The sequence below is a fragment of the Solirubrum puertoriconensis genome, from assembly GCF_001483135.1.
In the GTDB taxonomy this organism is placed as follows: Bacteria; Bacteroidota; Bacteroidia; order Cytophagales; family Hymenobacteraceae; genus Solirubrum; species Solirubrum puertoriconensis.
Genome location: NZ_LNAL01000003.1, coordinates 141,779 through 161,331, shown reverse-complemented (window position 1 = coordinate 161,331; position 19,553 = coordinate 141,779). Strand labels below are relative to the sequence as shown.

18 protein-coding genes are annotated in these 19,553 nt (G+C 59.3%); 12 read left to right on the top strand and 6 right to left on the bottom strand.

Going from position 1 to position 19,553, the window contains the following annotated elements:
* Nucleotides 1-223: 223 nt before the first annotated feature.
* The 5 genes from ASU33_RS01070 to ASU33_RS01050 all read left to right on the top strand — a co-directional run bounded on the left by ASU33_RS01070 (nucleotide 224) and on the right by ASU33_RS01050 (nucleotide 8,589).
* Entirely contained in the window at nucleotides 224-2,254 is a 2,031-nt protein-coding gene (locus ASU33_RS01070; protein WP_059067282.1) for a DNA polymerase III subunit gamma/tau, read from the top strand.
* A gap of 137 nt (nucleotides 2,255-2,391) precedes the next feature.
* Nucleotides 2,392-5,358: a M16 family metallopeptidase gene (locus ASU33_RS01065; protein WP_286130380.1), complete on the top strand. Its 2,967-nt coding sequence runs from the start codon at nucleotides 2,392-2,394 to the stop codon at nucleotides 5,356-5,358.
* Between the two features lie 272 nt (nucleotides 5,359-5,630).
* Entirely contained in the window at nucleotides 5,631-6,896 is a 1,266-nt protein-coding gene (gene icd / locus ASU33_RS01060) for an NADP-dependent isocitrate dehydrogenase (protein ID WP_059067280.1), read from the top strand.
* A gap of 158 nt (nucleotides 6,897-7,054) precedes the next feature.
* Nucleotides 7,055-7,942 carry a pirin family protein gene (locus ASU33_RS01055; protein ID WP_059068281.1) on the top strand — a complete coding sequence of 296 codons (888 nt, stop codon included), beginning with the start codon at nucleotides 7,055-7,057 and terminating at the stop codon, nucleotides 7,940-7,942.
* A gap of 236 nt (nucleotides 7,943-8,178) precedes the next feature.
* Entirely contained in the window at nucleotides 8,179-8,589 is a 411-nt protein-coding gene (locus tag ASU33_RS01050) for a hypothetical protein (RefSeq protein WP_059067277.1), read from the top strand.
* Between the two features lie 99 nt (nucleotides 8,590-8,688).
* Here ASU33_RS01050 and ASU33_RS01045 read toward each other — a convergent pair whose 3' ends face one another.
* Nucleotides 8,689-9,219 (bottom strand): DinB family protein, encoded by a 531-nt coding sequence (locus tag ASU33_RS01045; RefSeq protein WP_059067274.1) that lies wholly within the window; start codon nucleotides 9,217-9,219, stop codon nucleotides 8,689-8,691.
* 223 nt (nucleotides 9,220-9,442) lie between these two features.
* Here ASU33_RS01045 and ASU33_RS01040 point away from each other — a divergent pair, with 223 nt between their 5' ends.
* Entirely contained in the window at nucleotides 9,443-10,642 is a 1,200-nt protein-coding gene (locus ASU33_RS01040) for a pyridoxal phosphate-dependent aminotransferase (RefSeq protein WP_059067272.1), read from the top strand.
* Between the two features lie 94 nt (nucleotides 10,643-10,736).
* Nucleotides 10,737-11,249 carry a hypothetical protein gene (locus ASU33_RS01035; protein WP_059067269.1) on the top strand — a complete coding sequence of 171 codons (513 nt, stop codon included), beginning with the start codon at nucleotides 10,737-10,739 and terminating at the stop codon, nucleotides 11,247-11,249.
* 80 nt (nucleotides 11,250-11,329) lie between these two features.
* Here ASU33_RS01035 and ASU33_RS01030 read toward each other — a convergent pair whose 3' ends face one another.
* Entirely contained in the window at nucleotides 11,330-12,373 is a 1,044-nt protein-coding gene (locus ASU33_RS01030; RefSeq protein WP_059067267.1) for an NAD(P)-dependent alcohol dehydrogenase, read from the bottom strand.
* A 97-nt stretch (nucleotides 12,374-12,470) separates the two neighbouring features.
* Here ASU33_RS01030 and ASU33_RS01025 point away from each other — a divergent pair, with 97 nt between their 5' ends.
* Together ASU33_RS01025 and ASU33_RS01020 are read left to right on the top strand one after the other, a co-directional pair.
* Nucleotides 12,471-12,773: a DUF3817 domain-containing protein gene (locus ASU33_RS01025; RefSeq protein WP_059067265.1), complete on the top strand. Its 303-nt coding sequence runs from the start codon at nucleotides 12,471-12,473 to the stop codon at nucleotides 12,771-12,773.
* A 128-nt stretch (nucleotides 12,774-12,901) separates the two neighbouring features.
* Nucleotides 12,902-13,504: a DUF4304 domain-containing protein gene (locus tag ASU33_RS01020; protein WP_059067263.1), complete on the top strand. Its 603-nt coding sequence runs from the start codon at nucleotides 12,902-12,904 to the stop codon at nucleotides 13,502-13,504.
* A gap of 5 nt (nucleotides 13,505-13,509) precedes the next feature.
* Here the strand turns inward: ASU33_RS01020 and ASU33_RS01015 are convergent, their stop codons facing one another.
* The 4 genes from ASU33_RS01015 to ASU33_RS01000 all read right to left on the bottom strand — a co-directional run bounded on the left by ASU33_RS01015 (nucleotide 13,510) and on the right by ASU33_RS01000 (nucleotide 16,125).
* Nucleotides 13,510-14,172, bottom strand: coding sequence for a DUF1990 domain-containing protein (locus ASU33_RS01015; protein ID WP_059067261.1), 663 nt, complete (start codon nucleotides 14,170-14,172; stop codon nucleotides 13,510-13,512).
* Nucleotides 14,159-14,734, bottom strand: a complete 576-nt coding sequence (locus ASU33_RS01010; protein ID WP_059067259.1) for a DUF1990 family protein — start codon at nucleotides 14,732-14,734, stop codon at nucleotides 14,159-14,161. Before ASU33_RS01010 ends, ASU33_RS01015 begins: the two co-directional genes overlap by 14 nt.
* A 70-nt stretch (nucleotides 14,735-14,804) precedes the next feature.
* Nucleotides 14,805-15,443, bottom strand: a complete 639-nt coding sequence (locus tag ASU33_RS01005; RefSeq protein WP_059067257.1) for a phosphoribosyltransferase — start codon at nucleotides 15,441-15,443, stop codon at nucleotides 14,805-14,807.
* 28 nt (nucleotides 15,444-15,471) lie between these two features.
* Entirely contained in the window at nucleotides 15,472-16,125 is a 654-nt protein-coding gene (locus ASU33_RS01000; RefSeq protein ID WP_059067255.1) for a dienelactone hydrolase family protein, read from the bottom strand.
* A gap of 107 nt (nucleotides 16,126-16,232) precedes the next feature.
* Here ASU33_RS01000 and ASU33_RS00995 point away from each other — a divergent pair, with 107 nt between their 5' ends.
* The 3 genes from ASU33_RS00995 to ASU33_RS00985 all read left to right on the top strand — a co-directional run bounded on the left by ASU33_RS00995 (nucleotide 16,233) and on the right by ASU33_RS00985 (nucleotide 19,298).
* Nucleotides 16,233-16,856 carry a hypothetical protein gene (locus ASU33_RS00995; RefSeq protein ID WP_160328105.1) on the top strand — a complete coding sequence of 208 codons (624 nt, stop codon included), beginning with the start codon at nucleotides 16,233-16,235 and terminating at the stop codon, nucleotides 16,854-16,856.
* A 103-nt stretch (nucleotides 16,857-16,959) separates the two neighbouring features.
* Nucleotides 16,960-18,510: a serine hydrolase gene (locus ASU33_RS00990; protein WP_059067250.1), complete on the top strand. Its 1,551-nt coding sequence runs from the start codon at nucleotides 16,960-16,962 to the stop codon at nucleotides 18,508-18,510.
* 98 nt (nucleotides 18,511-18,608) lie between these two features.
* The gene (locus tag ASU33_RS00985; protein ID WP_059067248.1) at nucleotides 18,609-19,298 is read left to right on the top strand and encodes an endonuclease V; all 690 of its coding nucleotides are present in this window, start codon (nucleotides 18,609-18,611) and stop codon (nucleotides 19,296-19,298) included.
* The last annotated feature ends 255 nt before the right edge of the window (nucleotides 19,299-19,553 follow it).

Sequence of the window (19,553 nt, the reverse complement as noted above, 5' to 3'; positions counted from 1 at the left end):
GCTGTACAGTTTGAATACGTGGCATACTTTGTCACGAGCAAATGAAGAAGGACATCTCCTGCAACAAACTGCCGATTAGCACTTTATATACAATTCTTTGGTAAGCTAGAACTGCCGATCAACGATAATTACTACTTGCTGCTGGGTGCCCACAGCAATGCCCGGTACCACAGGAGAAGGCGCGGAAGCGCACTGCTGAATGCGTATCTTTGTGAGACTCGTTATGGAGAATTTCGTTGTTTCGGCCCGGAAGTACCGCCCCGCTACGTTTCGCAGTGTAGTAGGGCAACAGCACGTGACCACCACGCTGCAAAACGCCATTGTTACCGGCCATTTGGCTCAGGCGTTCCTGTTTTGCGGTCCGCGCGGAGTGGGCAAAACCACCTGCGCCCGCATTCTGGCCAAAACCATTAACTGCACCAACCTCACGCCCGAGGCCGAGGCCTGCAACGAGTGCGACTCGTGCCGCGCCTTCAACCAGAACGCCTCGTTTAACGTGCACGAACTGGATGCGGCCTCCAACAACTCCGTGGAGGATATTCGCTCGCTCGTGGAGCAGGTGCGCTACGCGCCGCAGCAGGGCCGCTACAAGGTGTACATCATCGACGAGGTGCACATGCTCTCGAACGCGGCTTTCAACGCCTTCCTGAAAACGCTGGAGGAACCGCCGGGCTACGCCATTTTTATTCTGGCTACTACCGAGCGCCACAAGATTATCCCCACCATCTTGTCGCGCTGCCAGATCTTCGACTTTAACCGCATCAAGCTCGACGACATTGTTGGCCACCTAGGCTACATTGCCGGCAAGGAGCAGGTAACGGCTGAAGACGATGCGCTGCACCTGATTGCGCAGAAAGCCGACGGTGGCCTGCGCGACGCGCTCAGCATTTTTGACCAGATGGTGACGTTCTCGGGTCATCAGCTGAGCTACCGCGCGGTGGTGCAAAACCTGCACGTACTTGATTACGAGTACTATTTTCGCCTTACCGAAGCCTGCCTAACCCAAAACCTCTCGGCTACGCTGTTGCTGCTCGAGGAGGTGGTTCAGAATGGCTTCGACCTGCACCAGTTTGTAATTGGCGCGGCCGAGCACCTGCGCGGCTTGCTGGTGTGCAAGGATCCGCAAACCGTGCAACTGCTAGAGGTATCGGAAGGCTTGCGCCAGCGCTACGCCGACCAGGCCCGCCAAGCGCCGCTTAGCTTTTTGGTAACCGGCCTGAACCTGCTCAGCCAGTGCGACCGGGATTTTAAAGCTGCCAAAAACCAGCGCCTGCACGTAGAGCTGGCCTTGATGAAGCTGGCTTACCTGCGCAACGCCGTGCAGCTCACCCAGGATTTGGTTGCGGGCGCGCAGCTAGCTTCGTCGGGCAACGGCGAGGCTAAAAAAAAAACTGATGCAGTAGCTCCTGCTGCGCCGGCCACTACTCCTACTAGCAATGGCAATAGCTATGCGGCCAACGGCCATGCACCGACACCGACAGCACGCGAAGCCGCTGCTCCCGCCTACCCTAAAGCCCACGGCGTAACGGCCTCTGCCCCTGCTGCTCCCGAGCCTATTGTGCCGGTGCAAAGCGGAGTGGTAGAAATGCACCCCACGCCCAGTATCGAAACGGAGCGGGAAGAAACGCCCTCTACGCGCCGGCAGTTGGTTGATACTCTCCCGCACGTAGAAACCGGCCGCCCCAGCGTGGCCGGCCACGAGCCGGGCAGCCGCCCGCTGGTAGCTGCCCCCGAGCCAATTGCGTCGGCGGCACCTAGCAGCGCCCGCCCCGCACCCAAGCCGCTGGCCATTCCGAAGCTGAACCTGCAAGCCGTGAAAGCGCAGGCTACGCAGCGGCAGGAAACTGCGGCGGCGGTGCTGGAAGAAGAAGCCGCTGCACCGGTTACAGGCACCATCAACCAAGCCATGCTGCAGCAAGTGTGGCGCGAGCTGGCCGAAAGCCGGAAGCAGATCAGCATGAGCGAGTTCATGACGCTGAACCGGCCCATTCAGGCCGATGAGCAGCACGTAATTCGCCTGCAGCTCGAAAACCCGGTGCAGCTCGACCAGTTCAACTCGTTTAAGCCAGAGTTTCTGTTGGCCCTGCGCCAACGCACGGGCTACCGTTCGCTTACCATTCAAACGGAAGTAATTGAGCAGGTGCAAACCGGCAAACGCCTCTACACTTCGTCGGATAAGTTTGAGTATTTGGCCGGGAAATTTCCGGTGCTGAACGAGATGAAGCACCGTCTAGGTCTGGATACCGACTTTTAACCCTTAGCAGCCAAGTAACCTTTTTGCAAAGCTCCCCGCCTCCATAGGCAGGGAGCTTTTTGCTTCTCATCACCTGTTTGCTTTGCATCGTTACCTTTGGTAGCTACCTATTTCTTGTTTTTCACCTCATCTGCTCCGTGAAAAAACCAATCCTGCTTCTGCTGCCGGCCGCGGTGGCGCTTGGCCTGATGCAGTGCCAGCCCAGCAAAACGGCTGCTACAGCAACCAGCACGCCCCAAGCTGCTACCGAGGCGCCCAAGGCCAAAGAATACAAATACACCACCGTAGAGGGCGACCCGCTGAAAACGCGCATTTACACCCTCGACAATGGCCTAACGGTATACCTCTCCGACTACGACGACGCGCCGCGCATCCAAACGTACGTAGCAGTGCGCGCCGGCTCTAAAAACGACCCCGCCGATGCTACCGGCCTCGCGCACTACCTAGAGCACATGGTGTTTAAGGGTACCTCGCGCCTAGGTGCCCAAAACTTCGACGCCGAGCGGGCCGAGCTGCAGAAAATTGAGGGCCTGTACGAGAAATACCGCGGCACCCGCGACGCGGCGCAACGCAAGGCTTTGTACCACCAGATCGACTCTATCTCGAGCGAGGCGGCGAAGTACGCCGTCGCCAACGAGTACGATAAGCTGATGGGCGCCATCGGGGCAAAAGGCTCGAACGCCTACACCTCGGTGGAGCAGACGGTTTACCAGGAAGACATACCGTCGAACCAGATTGAGAAGTGGGCGGCGGTGCAGGCCGAGCGTTTTGGCGAGCTGGTGCCGCGCCTGTTCCACACCGAGCTGGAGGCCGTTTACGAGGAGAAAAACCGTGGCCTCGACAACGACTTCAACAAGGAGTTTGAGGCCATGAATGCTTCGCTGTTCCGGAAGCACCAATACGGCACCCAAACCACCATCGGCACGATTGAGCACCTGCAAAATCCGTCCATCACGGAGATTAAGCGGTACTTCAACAAGTATTACGTGCCCAACAACATGGCCGTAGCCATGAGCGGCGACCTGGATTTCGACCAGACCATCCGCATCGTGGATCAGTACTTTGGCAAGCTGGAGCGCAAACCCCTGCCCGACTTTGTGCCGGCCGGCGAGGAGCCTATTGCTGCGCCTATCGTCAAGGAAATAAAAGGTCCCAACGCCGAAAACGTGATGCTGGGTTTCCGCTTTCCGGGCACCGCTACCAAGGATGCGCTGGTGCTGCGCATGATTGACAAAATCCTGACCAACGGCCAAGCTGGTCTTATTGACCTCAACCTGAACCAAAAGCAGGCTGTACTGGAAGCTGCTTCGTTTACCGACATCAACAACGACTACAGCACCCACGTGCTGTACGGCACGCCGCGCCAGGGCCAGACACTGGATCAGGTGAAAACCTTGCTGCTAGCGCAGCTGGACAAGGTGAAGAAGGGCGACTTCCCGGAGTGGCTGATTCCGGCCATCATCAACAACGAGCAACTGCAGCGCACCAAGAGCTACGAGAGCAACGAAGCCCGTGCGGGCGCCTTTGTGGCAGCCTTTGTAGCGCGCGAAGACTGGAAGGACTACCTGCAGCAGTTCGAGGACTTCGGCAAAATCACGAAGGAAGACGTGATGCGCGTGGCCAACCAGTATTACGGCCCTGGTTATGCCCTCATCTACAAGCGCACCGGCAAAGACACCAGCACGCCTAAGGTGATTAAGCCGGCCATTACGCCCGTGCCCGTCAACCGCGACGCGGCTTCGGATTACTACAAGCAAGTGGTGGGCATGCCCTCGCCCGAGCTGCAGCCGGTGTTTGTCGATTTCAAAAAAGACATTCAGCAAACGGAGCTAAAGCCTGGCCTGCCGCTGCACTACACGCAGAACAAGGAGAACGGCCTGTTCTCGCTGTACTATGTGCTCGACCTAGGCACCAACAACGACCCCAAGCTGGGCCTCGCGGCCGACTACCTGCAGTACCTGGGCACGGGCAAATATTCGGCTGCGCAGTTGCAGCAAGAGTTCTATAAGCTCGGCTGCTCGTTTGGTGTGCAGAGCGGCCAGGACCGCGTATTCGTGAGTCTTTCGGGCCTTGATAAGAACCTGGAGCCTGCATTGCAACTATTTGAGCAATTGCTTGCCAACCCCACCCCCGACGCCGAAGCCCTGAAAAACATGGTGGCCGGTGTGCTGAAAAACCGCCAGGATGCCAAGCTGAACAAAGGCGTGATCCTGCAGCAGGCCATGGTGAACTACGCCAAATACGGCCCCAACAACCCTTTCACGAACATTGTAAGTGAGAAGGAGCTGAAGGCACTTAAGCCGCAGGATTTGATTGCCCGCATTAAGCAGTTGCCCACCTACCAGCACCGTGTGCTATACTACGGCCCGCGTGGTGCGCAGGAGCTGCAAAGTACGTTGGTAGCCCATCACAAGGTTCCGGCTAAGCTCACTCCTACCCCGCCGGTTAAGGAATTTGCCGAGCAGCCGCTGAAGGAACGCCGCGTGTACTGGGCCGACTACAACATGGTGCAGGCCGAAATCCTGTTCCTGAGCAAGCGCGACGCTTACGACCCCAAGCTGGTGCCCACCGTGAGCCTCTACAACGAGTACTTCGGCGGCAACATGGGCAGCATTGTATTTCAGGAGCTGCGCGAGTCGAAGGCCCTGGCGTACTCGGCTACCTCACGCTACGCCAACGCCGATAAAGTGGGTCGCTCCAACTACCAGCTCAGCTACATCGGCACCCAGGCCGATAAGCTGCCCGAGGCCATGGCCGGCATGCAAACCCTGCTGAACGACATGCCCATGGCCGAAGCCAACCTCAACATTGCCCGCCAGAGCATTCGCAACAGCATTGCTACGGAGCGCATCACCAAGTCCGACATCCTGTTCAGCTACGAGCGGGCCCGCCGCCTAGGTCTGGACTACGACCTGCGCCGCGACGTGTACGAGCAGACGCAGAACATGAGCCTCGCCGACCTGAAGAAGTTTCAGGAAGCCAAGGTGAAAGGCCAGCCGCAAACCATTCTGGTAATCGGCTCGAAGGACCGCCTGAACTTTAAGGAACTAGGCAAATACGGCGAGGTGAAGCAGCTTACGTTGAAGGAAATCTTCGGCTACTAGCGGCTCCTGCAGCCAGGCCAAAACGGGCCGGCACCACCTAGGTGCCGGCCCGTTTTGTTTACCAAGGGTACCTAGGAAATCCGCCCATGCCAAGGGCCGCCAGGGCGCCGCTGCATATACGACATTTTTTTCAAACACTTGTTTGGGCCCAATTAATGTCGGTGCTTTGCATCCGTTTCAAGCAAAACCTGCGGGCCAAGCCTGTTTGTTACTTGGTTTGTTTCTTCACCAAACACCCTTAACCCCGGCGTCATTTACTGACAACGTAACATATGCCAGACCAGAAGATTACCATTAAGAACGGTAAGCTCACCGTTCCTGACAACCCCACCATCCCGTTCATCGAAGGCGACGGCACTGGTCCGGACATCTGGGCTGCCTCTGTGCGTGTATTTGATGCTGCTGTTGAGAAAGCCTACGGCGGACAGCGTAAGATTGAGTGGAAAGAGGTGCTGGCCGGCGAGAAGGCGAACAAGCAGCTCAACAACTGGCTGCCCAACGAAACCCTTGACGCTTTCCGCGAATACCTGGTGGGCATCAAAGGCCCCCTCACGACGCCCGTGGGCGGTGGCATTCGCTCGCTGAACGTAGCTCTGCGCCAGGAGCTTGACTTATATGCCTGCGTACGCCCCGTGCGTTGGTTCAACGGTGTGCCTTCGCCCGTGAAGCACCCCGAGCTGACCGACATGGTGATCTTCCGCGAAAACACCGAAGACATCTACGCCGGCATCGAGTACATGAACGGCACGCCGCAGGCCCAGAAAATGCTGGAATTCCTGCAGGACGAAATGGGCGTGAAGAAGATCCGCTTCCCCGAGTCGTCGTCGTTCGGCATCAAGCCCGTTTCGAAAGAGGGCACCGAGCGCCTCGTGCGCGCTGCCATCGAGTACGCCATCAGCCACAACAAGCCTTCGGTGACGCTGGTGCACAAGGGCAACATCATGAAGTTCACCGAGGGTGCCTTCAAGACGTGGGGCTACGAGCTGGCCGAGCGCGAGTTTGGTGACAAGGTGTTCACCTGGGCGCAGTACGACAAGCTGGCTGCCAAGCACGGCGCCGATGCGGCCAATGCCCACATGAAGAGCGAAGAGCAGTCGGGCAAAATCATCATCAAGGACAGCATCGCCGACGCCTTCCTGCAGCAAATCCTGCTCCGCCCCTCGGAGTACTCGGTAATTGCTACCCTGAACCTGAACGGCGACTACATTTCCGACGCTTTGGCGGCTATCGTAGGCGGCATCGGCATTGCGCCGGGCGCCAACATCAACTACGTAACCGGCCACGCCATTTTTGAGGCTACCCACGGCACTGCGCCTAAGTACGCCGGCCAAGACAAGGTAAACCCCGGCTCGGTAATCCTTTCGGGTGCCCTGATGCTGGAGTACATGGGCTGGCAAGAAGCCGCCGACCTGATCTACAAAGGCCTTGAGGCCTCGATCAGCGCCAAGCGCGTAACCTACGACTTCGAACGCCTGATGGAGGGAGCTACCCTGCTGAAGTGCTCGGAGTTCGGCGAGGAGATTGTGAAGAACATGTAATTCGCTGACCCTAGGTCAAAAGGAAACCCCGCGTTGGCTGAAGCTGGCGCGGGTTTTTTGTTTTCTTGGCTACTGCACCCTAGGCAAATACTTGAGTTATCGCAAACATCTTCCCGCGAGGAGCGGTAAAGGCATTGTTCTATCTACTTCTGATGCACATGCCTACTCCCTACCGCCGTATTTTTCAAGTTATCGATGGCGTGAAGAAGCTCGTCGGCGACGGGTTTGATGTCACCAGCCCCATGCCGGGCTCGCGCATTCGGCAGCTTAGCCCTTTCCTGCTCATCGACCACACCGGCCCCATGGCCGTGGCTCCTACCGAGCAGCCCCTAGGTGCCGACCCGCACCCGCACCGCGGCTTCGAAACCGTAACAGTGGTGTACCAAGGCTACTTGGCGCACCGCGACACGGCCGGCTACAGCGGTAAAATTGGCCCCGGCGATGTGCAGTGGATGACGGCCGGCTCGGGCCTGCTGCACGAGGAGCGGCACGAGCGGGAGTTTTCGCGGCAAGGCGGCACGTTGGAGTTGCTGCAACTGTGGGTAAACGTGCCGAAGCAGGACAAAATGCACCCGCCGCGCTACCAGGAACTGCGGGCCGATATGATTCCGAGCCTGCCTATTGCCGATGGGCGGGGCAGCATCCGGGTAATTGCGGGTAGCTACGAGGGGGTGCAAGGCCCAGCCCAAACCTTTTCGCCCATGATTATGCTGGATGTGCACCAGCCCCAAGGCAGCGAACTAACCCTGCACTTACCTGCCGACTATAACGTGGGCATTTACGTGGTACATGGCGCGGTGCAGCTAAATGGCAACCGCGCTGCCCAAACCAAGCAGCTAGTAGTGTTTGGCTGGGATGCGGAAGATATCCACATCAGTTGCGCCAAGGATACCGTGATGCTGGTGCTAGCCGGGCAGCCGATTGAGGAGCCGCTTGCAACGTATGGTCCCTTCGTGATGAACACCAACCAGGAGCTGGTGCAGGCCATCAACGATTTTGAGAGCGGCCGAATGGGCCGGTTCTCAGAACAGGAGCAGCCTGCCTAGGTACGAATTTATTGAGTTGCCCACGGCACACGCTGCTAGCAGGCAAGCTGGCAGCAACACCCAACTATTGCCGGACTAGGCAGCCTTTACGCCCGTACAACGCTCGGCAACTGCGCAGCTTTGCCATGCCCCGACCTTAGTACCGCATTCTGCCGTAGAACTACGGACGGCATCCCTGCAACCTGCAGCGGCTTGCACATCCGGCACCTAACTACCACAACCTTTCACCTACTACCATGAAGAAGACACTCTTTCTTGCGCTGGCAGCCGCTGCGTTCAGCTTTGCCTCGTGCACGCACAACGAGAACTCGGCTGAGCAGCGCACCGTGCAAGACAATACCGACGGAACGGCAGAGGGCGCCCAGCCCGCGCCCGGCGCTACCGCCGACCAAACCGGCGACGGCCCGGCCAGCATCGAGGGCACCGACCAAACCACTACCAACAACGGCTCCTCTATTTACGGTGGGCCTACGTCGCGGGCTTCTACGCCGGGCGGCGCCACCTCCACCACGGGCCGCACGGCCACTACCACCAGTGGCTCGGCCACCTCGGGCAGCACGGCCAGCGGCAGCGCAACCGGCACGGGCAGCGGCACCACCGCGGGCACCACTACGGCCGGTGGCGGCACAGCTACTACGGCTCAGTAAGCCGGCAGCTACCCGCATCAAGCACACAACCGCACCAGCGGAGGCATCTTCCTAGCGAAGCACCTCAACTGGTGCGGTTGTGTTACTCCATGGGGTAACCTACTGCCTAGGGCTGGCTTGCAGCACCCGAGCCGTAACGAGTAGTTGCCCTAGGTGGCGCATGGTGTGCTCGGCGGCGTGCACCAACAGGCCCAGTGCCGTGGAGGGCAGTTGTGCCCGCCCCACGCCGCGCGTTTCGGTGAGGGTGGCGGGGTCGGTGGTCCGAAGCTGTTGTAAGGCGCGCTCTACTTGTTGGCTGAAAGCCTGTAATAGCTCGGCGGTGCTGGCGGTGGTTTGCTCGGGCTTGCCTTCGGCGCCTAGGTAGGCGAGTTGGGCGGGACTGAGCTGTTCGGCGCGGGCATAGGTAAGCAGGCGGTCGAGCACACCGGTGAGGTGCTGCAGATGAAAGCCCACCGAGGCCACGCCAGCGGGCCGCTCCCACAGCAGCGCATCGGGGAAGTTGCGCAGCACGTTTTCAAGTTCTTCGCGGGCTTGCAGCAGGGCGTGCCCTACGGGCTGCAGCAGAGCAGGCACATCGGGCAAGGGGCCGCGCAGCCATACTTCGGGCGCGGTGGCAGCAGGAGTATTCATGGGGACGTAACCGGTAAGAACCGCACTTGTTACCGCTCTTGGAGCACCGGAGTTGCCCCTAGGTACCGCACAAAAAAAAGCACTCAAAGTAAGTGCCTCTTTCCGTATCTAACCAAACCAGGTTATGTAAGGCAAACTTCGCGTAAGAAACCTGAAGCAAACATGAAGAAGCAGCTGCCGTTGGGCTTTCGGGCGCGGGCGGCGGCACTGTATTTTTGTGGTTATGCCTCAAGTCTCTTCGCGCGGTGTGGCCATGCCCATGTCGCCTTACCGCAAGCTCACGCCCTACGCCGATGCCGCTAAAGCCCGCGGCACGAAGGTGTACCACCTCAACATCGGCCAGCCCGACATCGAAACGCCGCCCGCGGTAATGGCCGCGGTGCAGCAAGCCAACATTCGGGTGCTGGAGTACAGCCACGGCGCGGGCAACCTGAGCTACCGCCAAAAGCTGGCGCAGTACTACCAGCGGGTAGGCATTGAGGTATCGGCAACGGAAATCATCGTAACGGCGGGCGGCTCGGAGGCTATTTTGTTTGCGTTTCTGAGCTGCCTGAACCCTGGCGACGAGGTGATTGTACCGGAGCCTTATTACGGCGCCTACACCGCGTTTGCCATTGCGGCCGGCGTGCACATTGTGCCCGTTACGGCGCACATCGAAACCGGCTTTGCCCTGCCGCCCATTGCCGAGTTGGAGGCCCGCATTACTGTGCGCACCAAAGCCGTGCTGCTCTGCAACCCCAACAACCCCACGGGCTACGTGTACACGCGCCGCGAGCTGGAGGAGCTGCTGGCATTGTGCGAACGGCATCACCTGTTTTTGCTTTCCGACGAAGCGTACCGCGAGTTTTGCTACGATGCGCCCTACGTAAGCGCCCTGCACCTAGGGCCGGCTGCCGAGGAGCACGTGGTACTGCTCGATACCATTTCGAAGCGCTACAGCGCCTGCGGGGCACGCATTGGTGCGTTGGTCACCAAAAACAAGGCGGTGTACGATGCGGCTTTCAAGTTTGCGCAAATGCGCGTGAGCCCACCTGGCTTAGCGCAACTGCTGGGCGAAGCCGCCGCCGAGCTGCCCGAAACGTATTTCGACCACACCAAAGCCGAGTACCAAACCCGCCGCGACCGGATGGTGCAGCGCCTGCAAGCCATACCCGGCGTGCAATGCCCCGTGCCGGGTGGCGCGTTCTACGTGATGCCAAGCTTGCCCATCGACGATGCCGAACGCTTTGCCAAGTGGCTGCTCGAAGAGTTCGAACACCTAGGCCAAACGGTCATGCTTTCGCCGGCTACCGGTTTCTACGCCACGCCCGGCATCGGCCGGCAAGAGGTACGCTTGGCCTACGTACTGAGTTTAGAGGCCATTGATGCCGCCATGGACTGCCTGGCCAAGGCGCTGGAGATATACCCTGGCCGGCAGCAGTAGTTACCCACCTAGGCATACAAAGAATTGCGTGCTTATGCGCCCGAAGCCCATCCGTGCGTTGTAACTTCGGCTGCTACCCTACTTACCGCTTTCCATGCCGCTGGCTCGTTTCGCTTTCCTTCTTCCGTTGGGCCTAGGTCTGTTGCTTAGCAGCGCCACTTTGCCCACGCCGCCTGCTTCCCGCTACCAACTCACGATGCGCCTCAACGGCGGGGCCATCGTTACCGATTCCATCGGCTCGCGCATCACGGCCTCTAGCGGAGCCGGCAAGGTGCTGACGTTGTCCATCGTGCGTGCCGATTTCCCGGACGATGTTGGCTTGTCGATTCTCGTGGATGAGTTTAAGCCGCAGCCCGGCGTGTACCGGTTCAAGGAAATCCTGAGCGGGCACGTGCGCGAAGCCTATTACCGCGCCGACGACGTAACCGCCGAATCGAAAGCCTGCGGGGTAAACGACGGCGAAGTGCGCATTACGGCCGTGGATACCAAAGCCCACACCCTCACCGGCACGTACCGCGCCGTGTTGTGCCAAACCAACAGCAGCCGGGCCAAAGCCAAGCGGCTAACCTTGGAGGGCAATTTTCATTTTCCCTACGAAGTGCGCTAGCCTTTTTGGTATTCGGAAAAACAAAACGGGCGGCTCCCTAGGTAGGGAGCCGTCCGTTTGGGTCTTAGCCGATCAAGAGCTTATAACGTAGCCAAATCAATTACGAAGCGGTATTTCACATCAGCTTTCAGCATGCGTTCGTAGGCTTCGTTGATGTAGTCCATCGAAATCACCTCTACATCGGAAGTGATGTTGTGCTGGGCGCAGAAGTCGAGCATTTCCTGCGTTTCCTCGATGCCGCCAATCAGCGAGCCGGCAATGCGGCGGCGCTTGGCAATGAGGTTGAAGGCATGCAGCTGCGGCGCTTCGGGCGGCACGCCCAGCAAAATCATGGTACCGTCGCGGCGGAGCAGGTTTACGTACATGCCCATATCAAGTGGCGCCGATACGGTATTGATGATAAAGTCGAAGTAGTTCGATACGCTCTTAAGCGCGGCCTGGTCTTTGGTCACCACAAACTTGTGGGCACCTAGGGCTTCGGCATCGGCTTGCTTGTTGGGCGAGGTGCTAAGCACTGTTACCTCGGCGCCCATGGCGGCCGCCAGCTTTACGGCCATGTGGCCCAGCCCGCCCAGGCCCATTACGCCAACGCGGTGGCCTTGGCCTACCTTCCACTGGCGCAGCGGCGAGTAGGTGGTAATACCGGCGCACAGCAGTGGCGCCACGCCCTCAAGCGGCAACGACTCGGGCACGCGTAGGGTGTAAGCTTCGTCTACCACAATCAGCTTGGAGTAGCCCCCGTAGGTGGGCGCGCCGTTGCTTAGCTCGCGGCCGTTGTAGGTGCCCACAAAGCCTACCTCGCAGTACTGCTCGAGGCCTTCTTTGCAGCTGGGGCAGGTGCGGCACGAATCGACCATGCAGCCCACGCCGGCCAGGTCGCCGGGCTTAAACTGGCGCACGTGCTCCCCCACTTTGGTTACGCGGCCCACAATTTCGTGGCCGGGTACCATCGGGAAGATGGAGCCGCCCCACTCGTCGCGTACCTGGTGCAAATCGGAGTGGCACACGCCGCAGTACAGAATGTCAATCTGCACGTCGTGGGGGCCCACCTCGCGGCGCTCAAACTCAAATGGCGCGAGCGGAATGTTGGCCGCCGGCGCTGCGTAGGCTTTCGTTGGTTGCATTGCTTGGAATAAGAAGTTGATCGAGGTCTGACAAAAGTCAGCCACAAAGGAAAAGGAAGACGGTAACTTCGCGGCTTGGGTTATTGTTGGCCTTGATATGCAGAACTCCGGTTTGTTTTCTTCTACCCTAGGTCGCCTGCGCGTGGTAGGCTTCCTGGAGGGTTTGTCGTTTTTGGTGCTGTTGGGCATTGCCATGCCCCTCAAGTACCTCATGGGCCAGCCCGAAGCAGTGAAGCACGTGGGCATGGCGCACGGCTTGCTGTTTGTGCTCTACGTGCTGCTGCTGATTATGGCCACTATTGAGCACAGCTGGTCGGTGCGCAAAGCCGCATTGGGCTTTGTGGCCTCGCTGGTGCCGTTCGGTACGTTTTGGGCCGATAAGCGGCTGTTTCGGGAGTAGTTATTTCCTGACGCTGTCGCTTCTAATTCCTGTCTACCCTGCTAAATCAGCCACTTTCTTGCTCATAAGTAAGCGGCTGATTTTTGCGCGTTCGGGTATCTTACCTCGGTTTTATACCTACAGCTGCTGTGCCGAAAACTCCGGTTGAAGCCGAATTCGACTTCCTGGTTTCCAAAGTGATTTGGCCGCACTTCAAAGCGCGCGGCTACCGGAAGGCTGGCAATAACTTCCGCTGCCTGCATGCAGATGGATCGGGCAAGATTCTGAATTTCCAGAAGAGCAGATTCTACGATAAGCAGCACATACATTTTACGTCGAACGTCGGCATGTACTTGCCTGAGGTAGATGAGTTTAGAACATCAAGTACGTTCACAGAGCCGGATTGCTTTATCCGTAAACGTATTGGCTTTCTAAAGCCCGATCGTCGCGACCTGTGGTATGATATACTTCCGATTACTAATACGGCCGAACTTCACAAGGCAGTAGAAGACGATGTAGTAAGCTACATTCTACCCTTCTTAAACCAAGCCCAAAGCCGGCCGGATATGCTCCAACTGATAATAGACCAGCCCCAGCTTGCGCACGCACCAACGGCCATCAGAGTGTTTCATGCCAATGGCTACCTGGCCGAAGCCCAAGCGCGTTTGCAACAAGAGTTAGCTGCCGGAACCCAATGGGACCGTAGGTGGTACAAAGATCTGGCCGCTGAACTGGGTTTGCAGGAAAGCTAGCTTGACTAACCAGCACTGCCTTGCCGCAGTTGCACCACTACCTGCTCGCGCATGCGCCGCATCGACTCGCGAGCGAACTTGCGCTGCAGCATGCGTCCGAACAGCTTAAAGCCAATGCGGTAGAAGAAGTTCTGGATGCGGTCGGGTTGCGAGTAGGCTTTCACCTGAAACCGCACGCGCCCGGTGCGCAGCTGCTTGTGCACGGTAAAGGTGATTTCGCCTTTCTCGAAGTGGCCCTCGAGCGTGCGGTAGTTGTAGCCCCACACTTGCTCCGGCCCGTCGTCGGGCGAAGCGGTGCGTTGCTCGTCGATAACACCGCCGATGCGCACGCCAAACCAGAACGTGAAGCCCAGAAACTGCCCGCGCAGCAGCATTACGCGCTCGGCCAACGGCTGCTCCGGCACGAAGATGCCGGTAATCAGATCGGGCGGCGGAAAAGAGTAGTTCAGAAGCACTTGCTTGGCCGCCTCAAAGCTGCCGCCGGCCACGGGCGGGCCGGGCGGCTCGGCTGGTAAGTCGGTGCCGTAATCATCGAGCTGCCAGCCGGTTTCGGAGGTGTACTCGTGCACGCGCTCCAAGTCGTAGTTTACTTTGGCCTTGCCGTAGGCCTCTAACTGCGTACGGTACTGGTGCCAAGCCGGTACGCCCGTGGGGTTAGCTGCGCTCATGGTGCTCCTTGCGCTTTTCTGCACCGTCGTGCTCGGTGGTATCTACTTGCACCGAACCTAGGGTTTGGCCGCCGCTTTCTTCGGCCACGCGCTGGCAAAACGTAACCCAGGTTTGCTCCTGCACCTGCTTGCCCACGCCGAGGGTGCCGTAGGCAAAGGCCACCAGCCCATCGCGCGCCCGGGCTTTGGAGTGGATTTCAAAGCGCAACACGTCAGACTGATTGGGCAACTGACGCAGCGAAAACCGAATGTGACCGGCTTCGGGGTGGCCTTCGAGGGTTAGCAGCTCGAAGTGCTGCTTGGCTACCTCGGTTACGCGCACTGAGCCGTTCCAGGGGCCTAATATCTTGATGTGGTATTCGTCGCCCACGTGCAGGCCCTGCTTTTCGCCTTTTTCTTTGTGAAACTCGGCCAGCAAGCCCGGCGAGTACCGCTCGATGTTGCACTGAATATCGTGCATAAGGGCAGTTGCCGATTGCTTGGAATGAGCTATATCGATGTAGTAGCGCCGCTCCGTGAAAGGCCCAGCGCCCTGTTCGGGGGTTTGCGGATTTTGAGACATAAACGCCGCACCTGCCGGGGGAAGGAACAGGGCAGATGCTACCCTCAAAACGACACCAACAAGCCAGAGGTTAACTCGTAGGGCCGCGTACTTGCGCCAAGGCGGCAGTTACGTCGGCATCGGTGGTTTCGCTGAAGTCGTGGTAGTACTGCCCAACGGCGTGGAAATCGGGCGGTACGAGCAGGCTCACTACCTCATCAACCCGTGCCGCCATCAGCCGCAGCGCTTCCGCCGACGACACGGGCACCGCCACTACCACCCGGGCCGACTGCTGTACCAGCACCAGCTCGAGGGTTGCCAGCATGGTGTGCCCGGTAGCTACGCCATCGTCGGTAATAACTACCGTGCGGCCTCGCAGCGGCGTGGCCGGTTGGGTGCCGGCAAACTGCAAGCGCCGTTCGCGCAGTTGCGCTTGCAAACGGGGTATTTGCTCGGCCAAGTACTCGGTAGGTAGCACTAAGCCGGGCGTAAGCACGTAACCGGTTTCGCTTACGGCCCCAACAGCGTACTCGGGGTTGCTGGGGTGGCCGATTTTCTTGGTGAGGGCCAGCTCGAGCGGCCACCCCAGGGCTTGCGCCAATACTGCCCCAATGGGTACACCGCCTCGCGGTATAGCCAACACCACGCCGGGCGGCTGCAATCCTAGGTGCTGCAGTTGCTGGGCCAGCAGATGAGCCGCTTCCAGTCGGTTTTGAAACTTAGCAATCATGGGCCCTGCCAAGCTTGTGCGCCGTTGCTTAGCGCAGGTAGTGCGTGCACCAATCCACGGCCAGGTCGGCTACTTCTTCGAGCGTTCCGGGCTCCTCAAACAAATGACCGGCGCCTTGCACTACCCGCATTTGGCACGGGCCACCTAGGGCATCCATGGCTTGCTCGTTCAGGCCGATTACGGGCCAATCCTGCCCGCCCACAATCAGCAACGACGGCGCCGAAACGCGGTGCAGCGCGGGCAGCACCAAATCGGGGCGGCCGCCGCGCGAAATCACCGCGTGCACCTGCGAGCCGAGCTCGGCCGCCGCGCGCATGGCCGAAGCCGCGCCGGTGCTGGCGCCAAAAAAGCCGAGCCGCAAATCGTGCAGGCGCTGCTCGCGGCGCACCCAGCTGGTGGCACCTAGCAGGCGGCGCGTAAGCAAATCAATATCAAAACGGGCCTCGAAGTGCTCGTCTTCTTCGGGCGTGAGCAGGTCGAAAAGCAAGGTGGCAAAACCCGCCCGCTGCAAGCACTGGGCCACAAAGCGGTTGCGCGAGCTGAGCCGACTGCTGCCGCTGCCGTGCGAGAACACCACGATGCCCGAAGCATTGGCGGGTACCGTCAGGTCGCCCAACAGGGTGGCTTGCGGCAGCTCCAGCCGTACCGCCGTGGTGGTCGGCGTAACTACTGATGAATTCATGCGTGCAGAGAGAAGGTGCTTTCCTTTACGCAGCTAGTGGCAAAAGGTACATTGCCCTAGGGCTAATGCCTGCCTGGTGCCCTAGCTATTCAGCACCAATGCTTTATTTGCAAGCTGCATACATTGGCAGCGAGTGGCTGTGGCACACCATTACTTTTTGGTTATTTTTCTTCGGCAAAGCTCCTGCATCAGTGCCCACTTATACCTCGTTCGATACCAATGCCACCATCAACGGCGAGAGCGTGCGCTCTTTGCTGGCCGGGCTGCGCCTGGCCAACCAAGGGTCCGAGCTGCTTGCCCGCCACGGCATTGCCGAAAACCCCGAACCCGGCAAGTGGTACCCCATGCAAGCCTGGCTCGATGTACTGGCCGATGTAGAAGCCGAATTCGGGCCCGAAACGCTCTATAGCATCGGCCTGCAGGTCGTCGACCACAGCCAGTTTCCGGCTTCGCTGCACTCGTTGTCGCAGGCTATGCGCGGGCTCGATCTTACGTACCGCACCAATGTGCACGGCCAGAACATGGGCTACTACCACGTGGTGCGCGAAACCGAGCACGAAATGCTGCTGCATTGCCGCACACCCAACCCCGTTCCTTTCGACCTAGGCATTATTACGGGTTTGGCCCGGCGCTTTAAGCCCGCCGATGCCGTGCGCGTGAAGGTTGAAGTAGAGCCCGAACGGCCCGTGCCCACCGATCCGCACCTCACGGCCTTCAGCATTCGGTGGTAGCCCGGCTGCTATACCAACTCGGGCGTTATTTTTACCTGCGTGCAGCCCCGTTGCGCAGGCGCCTCGGTGCTGCTGCCCCACTTCTTCTTTTCCCTTCTTTCTGATGCGTACTCGCTTTATCAAGCCACTGCTTGGCGGCTTGTTTGCCCTGGCCCTAGGTAGCGCGGCACCGGCTACGGCCCAAAATACTTCGGCCCCCAACCGTTTCGTCGCCGATTCGCTCGATCGGTACATCCAGCGCGGCATGCGTCAGTGGCAAATTCCGGGGCTGGCTGTGGTGGTGGTGAAAGATGGGCAAGTGGTGGTCAGCAAAGGCTACGGCGTGCGCGACCTTGCCAAGAAAGAGCCCATCGATGATAAAACGCTGTTTCTGATTGCCTCGAACAGCAAGCTTTTTACCGGCACGGCCCTGGCCAACCTCGAGCAGCAAAAGAAACTCTCGCTCAACGACGCGGCCACCAAGTACTTGCCCGGTTTTCAGCTCTACGACCCCGTGAGCACGCAGCTCACCACCGTACGCGATTTGCTGGGCCACCACCTCGGCACCAAAACCTTCCAGGGCGACTTCGCTTTCTGGGATTCCAACTTCACGCGGGAGGAAATCATCGAGCGTATGCGCACGCTGAAGCCCGTGTACCAGTTTCGGCAAGACTACGGCTACTGCAACGCCGGTTTCCTGGCCGCGGGTGAGATTATCCCGCGGGTAACGGGCGGCACCACCTGGGAAAACTACGTGGAGCAAACCATGCTGAAGCCCTTGGGCATGGCCAACACTTACATGCTAACGGCCGGCTTCGAGAAGCGCCCCAACATTGCCCTGCCCTACTCCAACGCCTACGGCCCGCTGGCTGTGCTGCCCATCGACCAAATCGACAACCTAGGGCCGGCGGCCAGCATGGTTTCGAGCGTGAGCGACCTGGCCAAGTGGCTGCAGTGCCAGCTCGATAGCGGCAAGTACCAGGGCCAACAGGTGCTGCCCTGGGCCGCGCTGCGCCGCACCCGCGACCCCAACACGCTCGTCTCAACGCGCAAATCCAGCTTCTTGCCCGAGCACTTCCGCACCTACGGCCTGGGCGTGTTTGCTGCCGATTACAACGGCCGGCAGGTATTCTGGCACACGGGCGGCGCCACCGGCTACGTTAGCAACACGTGCTTTGTGCCCGAGGAGCGCCTGGGCATTGCCGTGCTCACCAACCAAGACAACCAAAGCTTCTTCGAGGCCCTGCGCTACCAGCTGCTTGATGCCTACCTAGGCGTGCCGTACGTCGACCGCAGCCGCCAGCTGTGGAACCGCAGCCAAGCCGCCCGCGACGAAACCCGCCAAAACATTGCTCAGCTAAACGCCCGCGTAGCCAAGAAAAACAAGCCCGCCGTGGCGCTGAAGAACTATGCCGGCCAGTACACGCACCCGGTTTACGGGCCCATTACCATCGAAGCCAAGGGCAAGCAGCTGATCATCCGCTTCAGCCGCCACCCCGAGCTGCGCGCTACCCTCGACTACATGGATGCGCAGGATTTCCGGGCCACGTACTCCAACCTAACCTATGGCATTTACCCGGCCACGTTCGTGGTTGATAACGGCCAGGTGAAATCGGTGGAGCTGCGCGTAAACGACGGCATCGACCAAGATCCGTACGTGTTTACGAAGGGGTAATTAGCCTCTGCTTCATAGGCAACAACAACCAACCTAGGGCCGGTAGCAACACGCTGCCGGCCCTACTTGCGTATAGCCGCGTACCAACCGCTCCGCTTATGGCTTACTACCGCCCCTACCACCCGCCCGCCGACCCTGCTTTGGTACGCCAGCTCACGCAGCAGCAAAACGAAATGCGTGCGCGGCAACGCATCGAGCCACTGGCTACGCCGCCCAAGCTTATTGCCGGGCTCGATTCATCGTTTCCGACGGAGGACACGATTCTGTCGGTAATTGTGGTGCTCACGTACCCAGGGCTGGAGTTGGTTGAGAAGGTGTACAACTACGGGCCCGTTGATATGCCCTACGTGCCAGGCTTCTTGTCCTTCCGCGAAGCGCCCAATCTTATGCATGCCTTTGCTAAGCTGCAGCACCAGCCCGATGTGCTGATGGTAGACGGCCACGGCTACGCCCACCCACGCCGCATGGGCATCGGCGCGCACATCGGTATTTTGCTCGACAAGCCCAGCCTGGGCGTAGCCAAACAGGTGCTTACCGGCCAGTACCCCGAACCCGCGCCCGAAAAGGGCAACGTAACGCCGCTTACCGACAAAAAAACCGGCGAACTGATTGGCGAAGTGGTGCGCATGAAAGACCGCGTACAACCCGTGTTTGTGTCGCCGGGCCACCGCCTGGACCAAGCCGGTGCCACTGCCCTGGCCCTAGGTTGCGCAGGCGGTTACAAGCTGCCCGAGCCCACCCGCCTTGCCGATTTGTGGGCGGCTAAGTTTAAAAGCGAGGTACTGTAATCAACTACTTGCTGCTGATGCGCCACAGCGCAGCCCCGGCTGTTGCCGGTGGGCCTGCGCAGTTTCGACGCAGGCCCGTTACCGCCTTAGCCCTAGGTGAAACGCCCTATTGCGCTACCCAAGAGCATGCCTCTGGGGTGCAGAAGCTAAGCTTTGCAAAAAAATATTGCAGCAGCCTGTAACCTTGGCGCCGAGGCGAAGTTTCCACCGCCGAATTACAAAACACCCTGTTTTGCTTGCCGCACCTACCAGTAG

Excerpts from the sequence above, each read along its gene's own strand:
- ASU33_RS01070 (WP_059067282.1), top strand. The coding sequence starts at position 224 with ATGGAGAATTTCGTTGTTTCGGCCCGGAAGTACCGCCCCGCTACGTTT.
- icd (WP_059067280.1), top strand. The coding sequence starts at position 5,631 with ATGCCAGACCAGAAGATTACCATTAAGAACGGTAAGCTCACCGTTCCT.
- ASU33_RS01055 (WP_059068281.1), top strand. The coding sequence starts at position 7,055 with ATGCCTACTCCCTACCGCCGTATTTTTCAAGTTATCGATGGCGTGAAG.
- ASU33_RS01050 (WP_059067277.1), top strand. The coding sequence starts at position 8,179 with ATGAAGAAGACACTCTTTCTTGCGCTGGCAGCCGCTGCGTTCAGCTTT.
- ASU33_RS01045 (WP_059067274.1), bottom strand. The coding sequence starts at position 9,219 with ATGAATACTCCTGCTGCCACCGCGCCCGAAGTATGGCTGCGCGGCCCC.
- ASU33_RS01040 (WP_059067272.1), top strand. The coding sequence starts at position 9,443 with ATGCCTCAAGTCTCTTCGCGCGGTGTGGCCATGCCCATGTCGCCTTAC.
- ASU33_RS01035 (WP_059067269.1), top strand. The coding sequence starts at position 10,737 with ATGCCGCTGGCTCGTTTCGCTTTCCTTCTTCCGTTGGGCCTAGGTCTG.
- ASU33_RS01030 (WP_059067267.1), bottom strand. The coding sequence starts at position 12,373 with ATGCAACCAACGAAAGCCTACGCAGCGCCGGCGGCCAACATTCCGCTC.
- ASU33_RS01025 (WP_059067265.1), top strand. The coding sequence starts at position 12,471 with ATGCAGAACTCCGGTTTGTTTTCTTCTACCCTAGGTCGCCTGCGCGTG.
- ASU33_RS01015 (WP_059067261.1), bottom strand. The coding sequence starts at position 14,172 with ATGAGCGCAGCTAACCCCACGGGCGTACCGGCTTGGCACCAGTACCGT.
- ASU33_RS01010 (WP_059067259.1), bottom strand. The coding sequence starts at position 14,734 with ATGTCTCAAAATCCGCAAACCCCCGAACAGGGCGCTGGGCCTTTCACG.
- ASU33_RS01005 (WP_059067257.1), bottom strand. The coding sequence starts at position 15,443 with ATGATTGCTAAGTTTCAAAACCGACTGGAAGCGGCTCATCTGCTGGCC.
- ASU33_RS01000 (WP_059067255.1), bottom strand. The coding sequence starts at position 16,125 with ATGAATTCATCAGTAGTTACGCCGACCACCACGGCGGTACGGCTGGAG.
- ASU33_RS00990 (WP_059067250.1), top strand. The coding sequence starts at position 16,960 with ATGCGTACTCGCTTTATCAAGCCACTGCTTGGCGGCTTGTTTGCCCTG.
- ASU33_RS00985 (WP_059067248.1), top strand. The coding sequence starts at position 18,609 with ATGGCTTACTACCGCCCCTACCACCCGCCCGCCGACCCTGCTTTGGTA.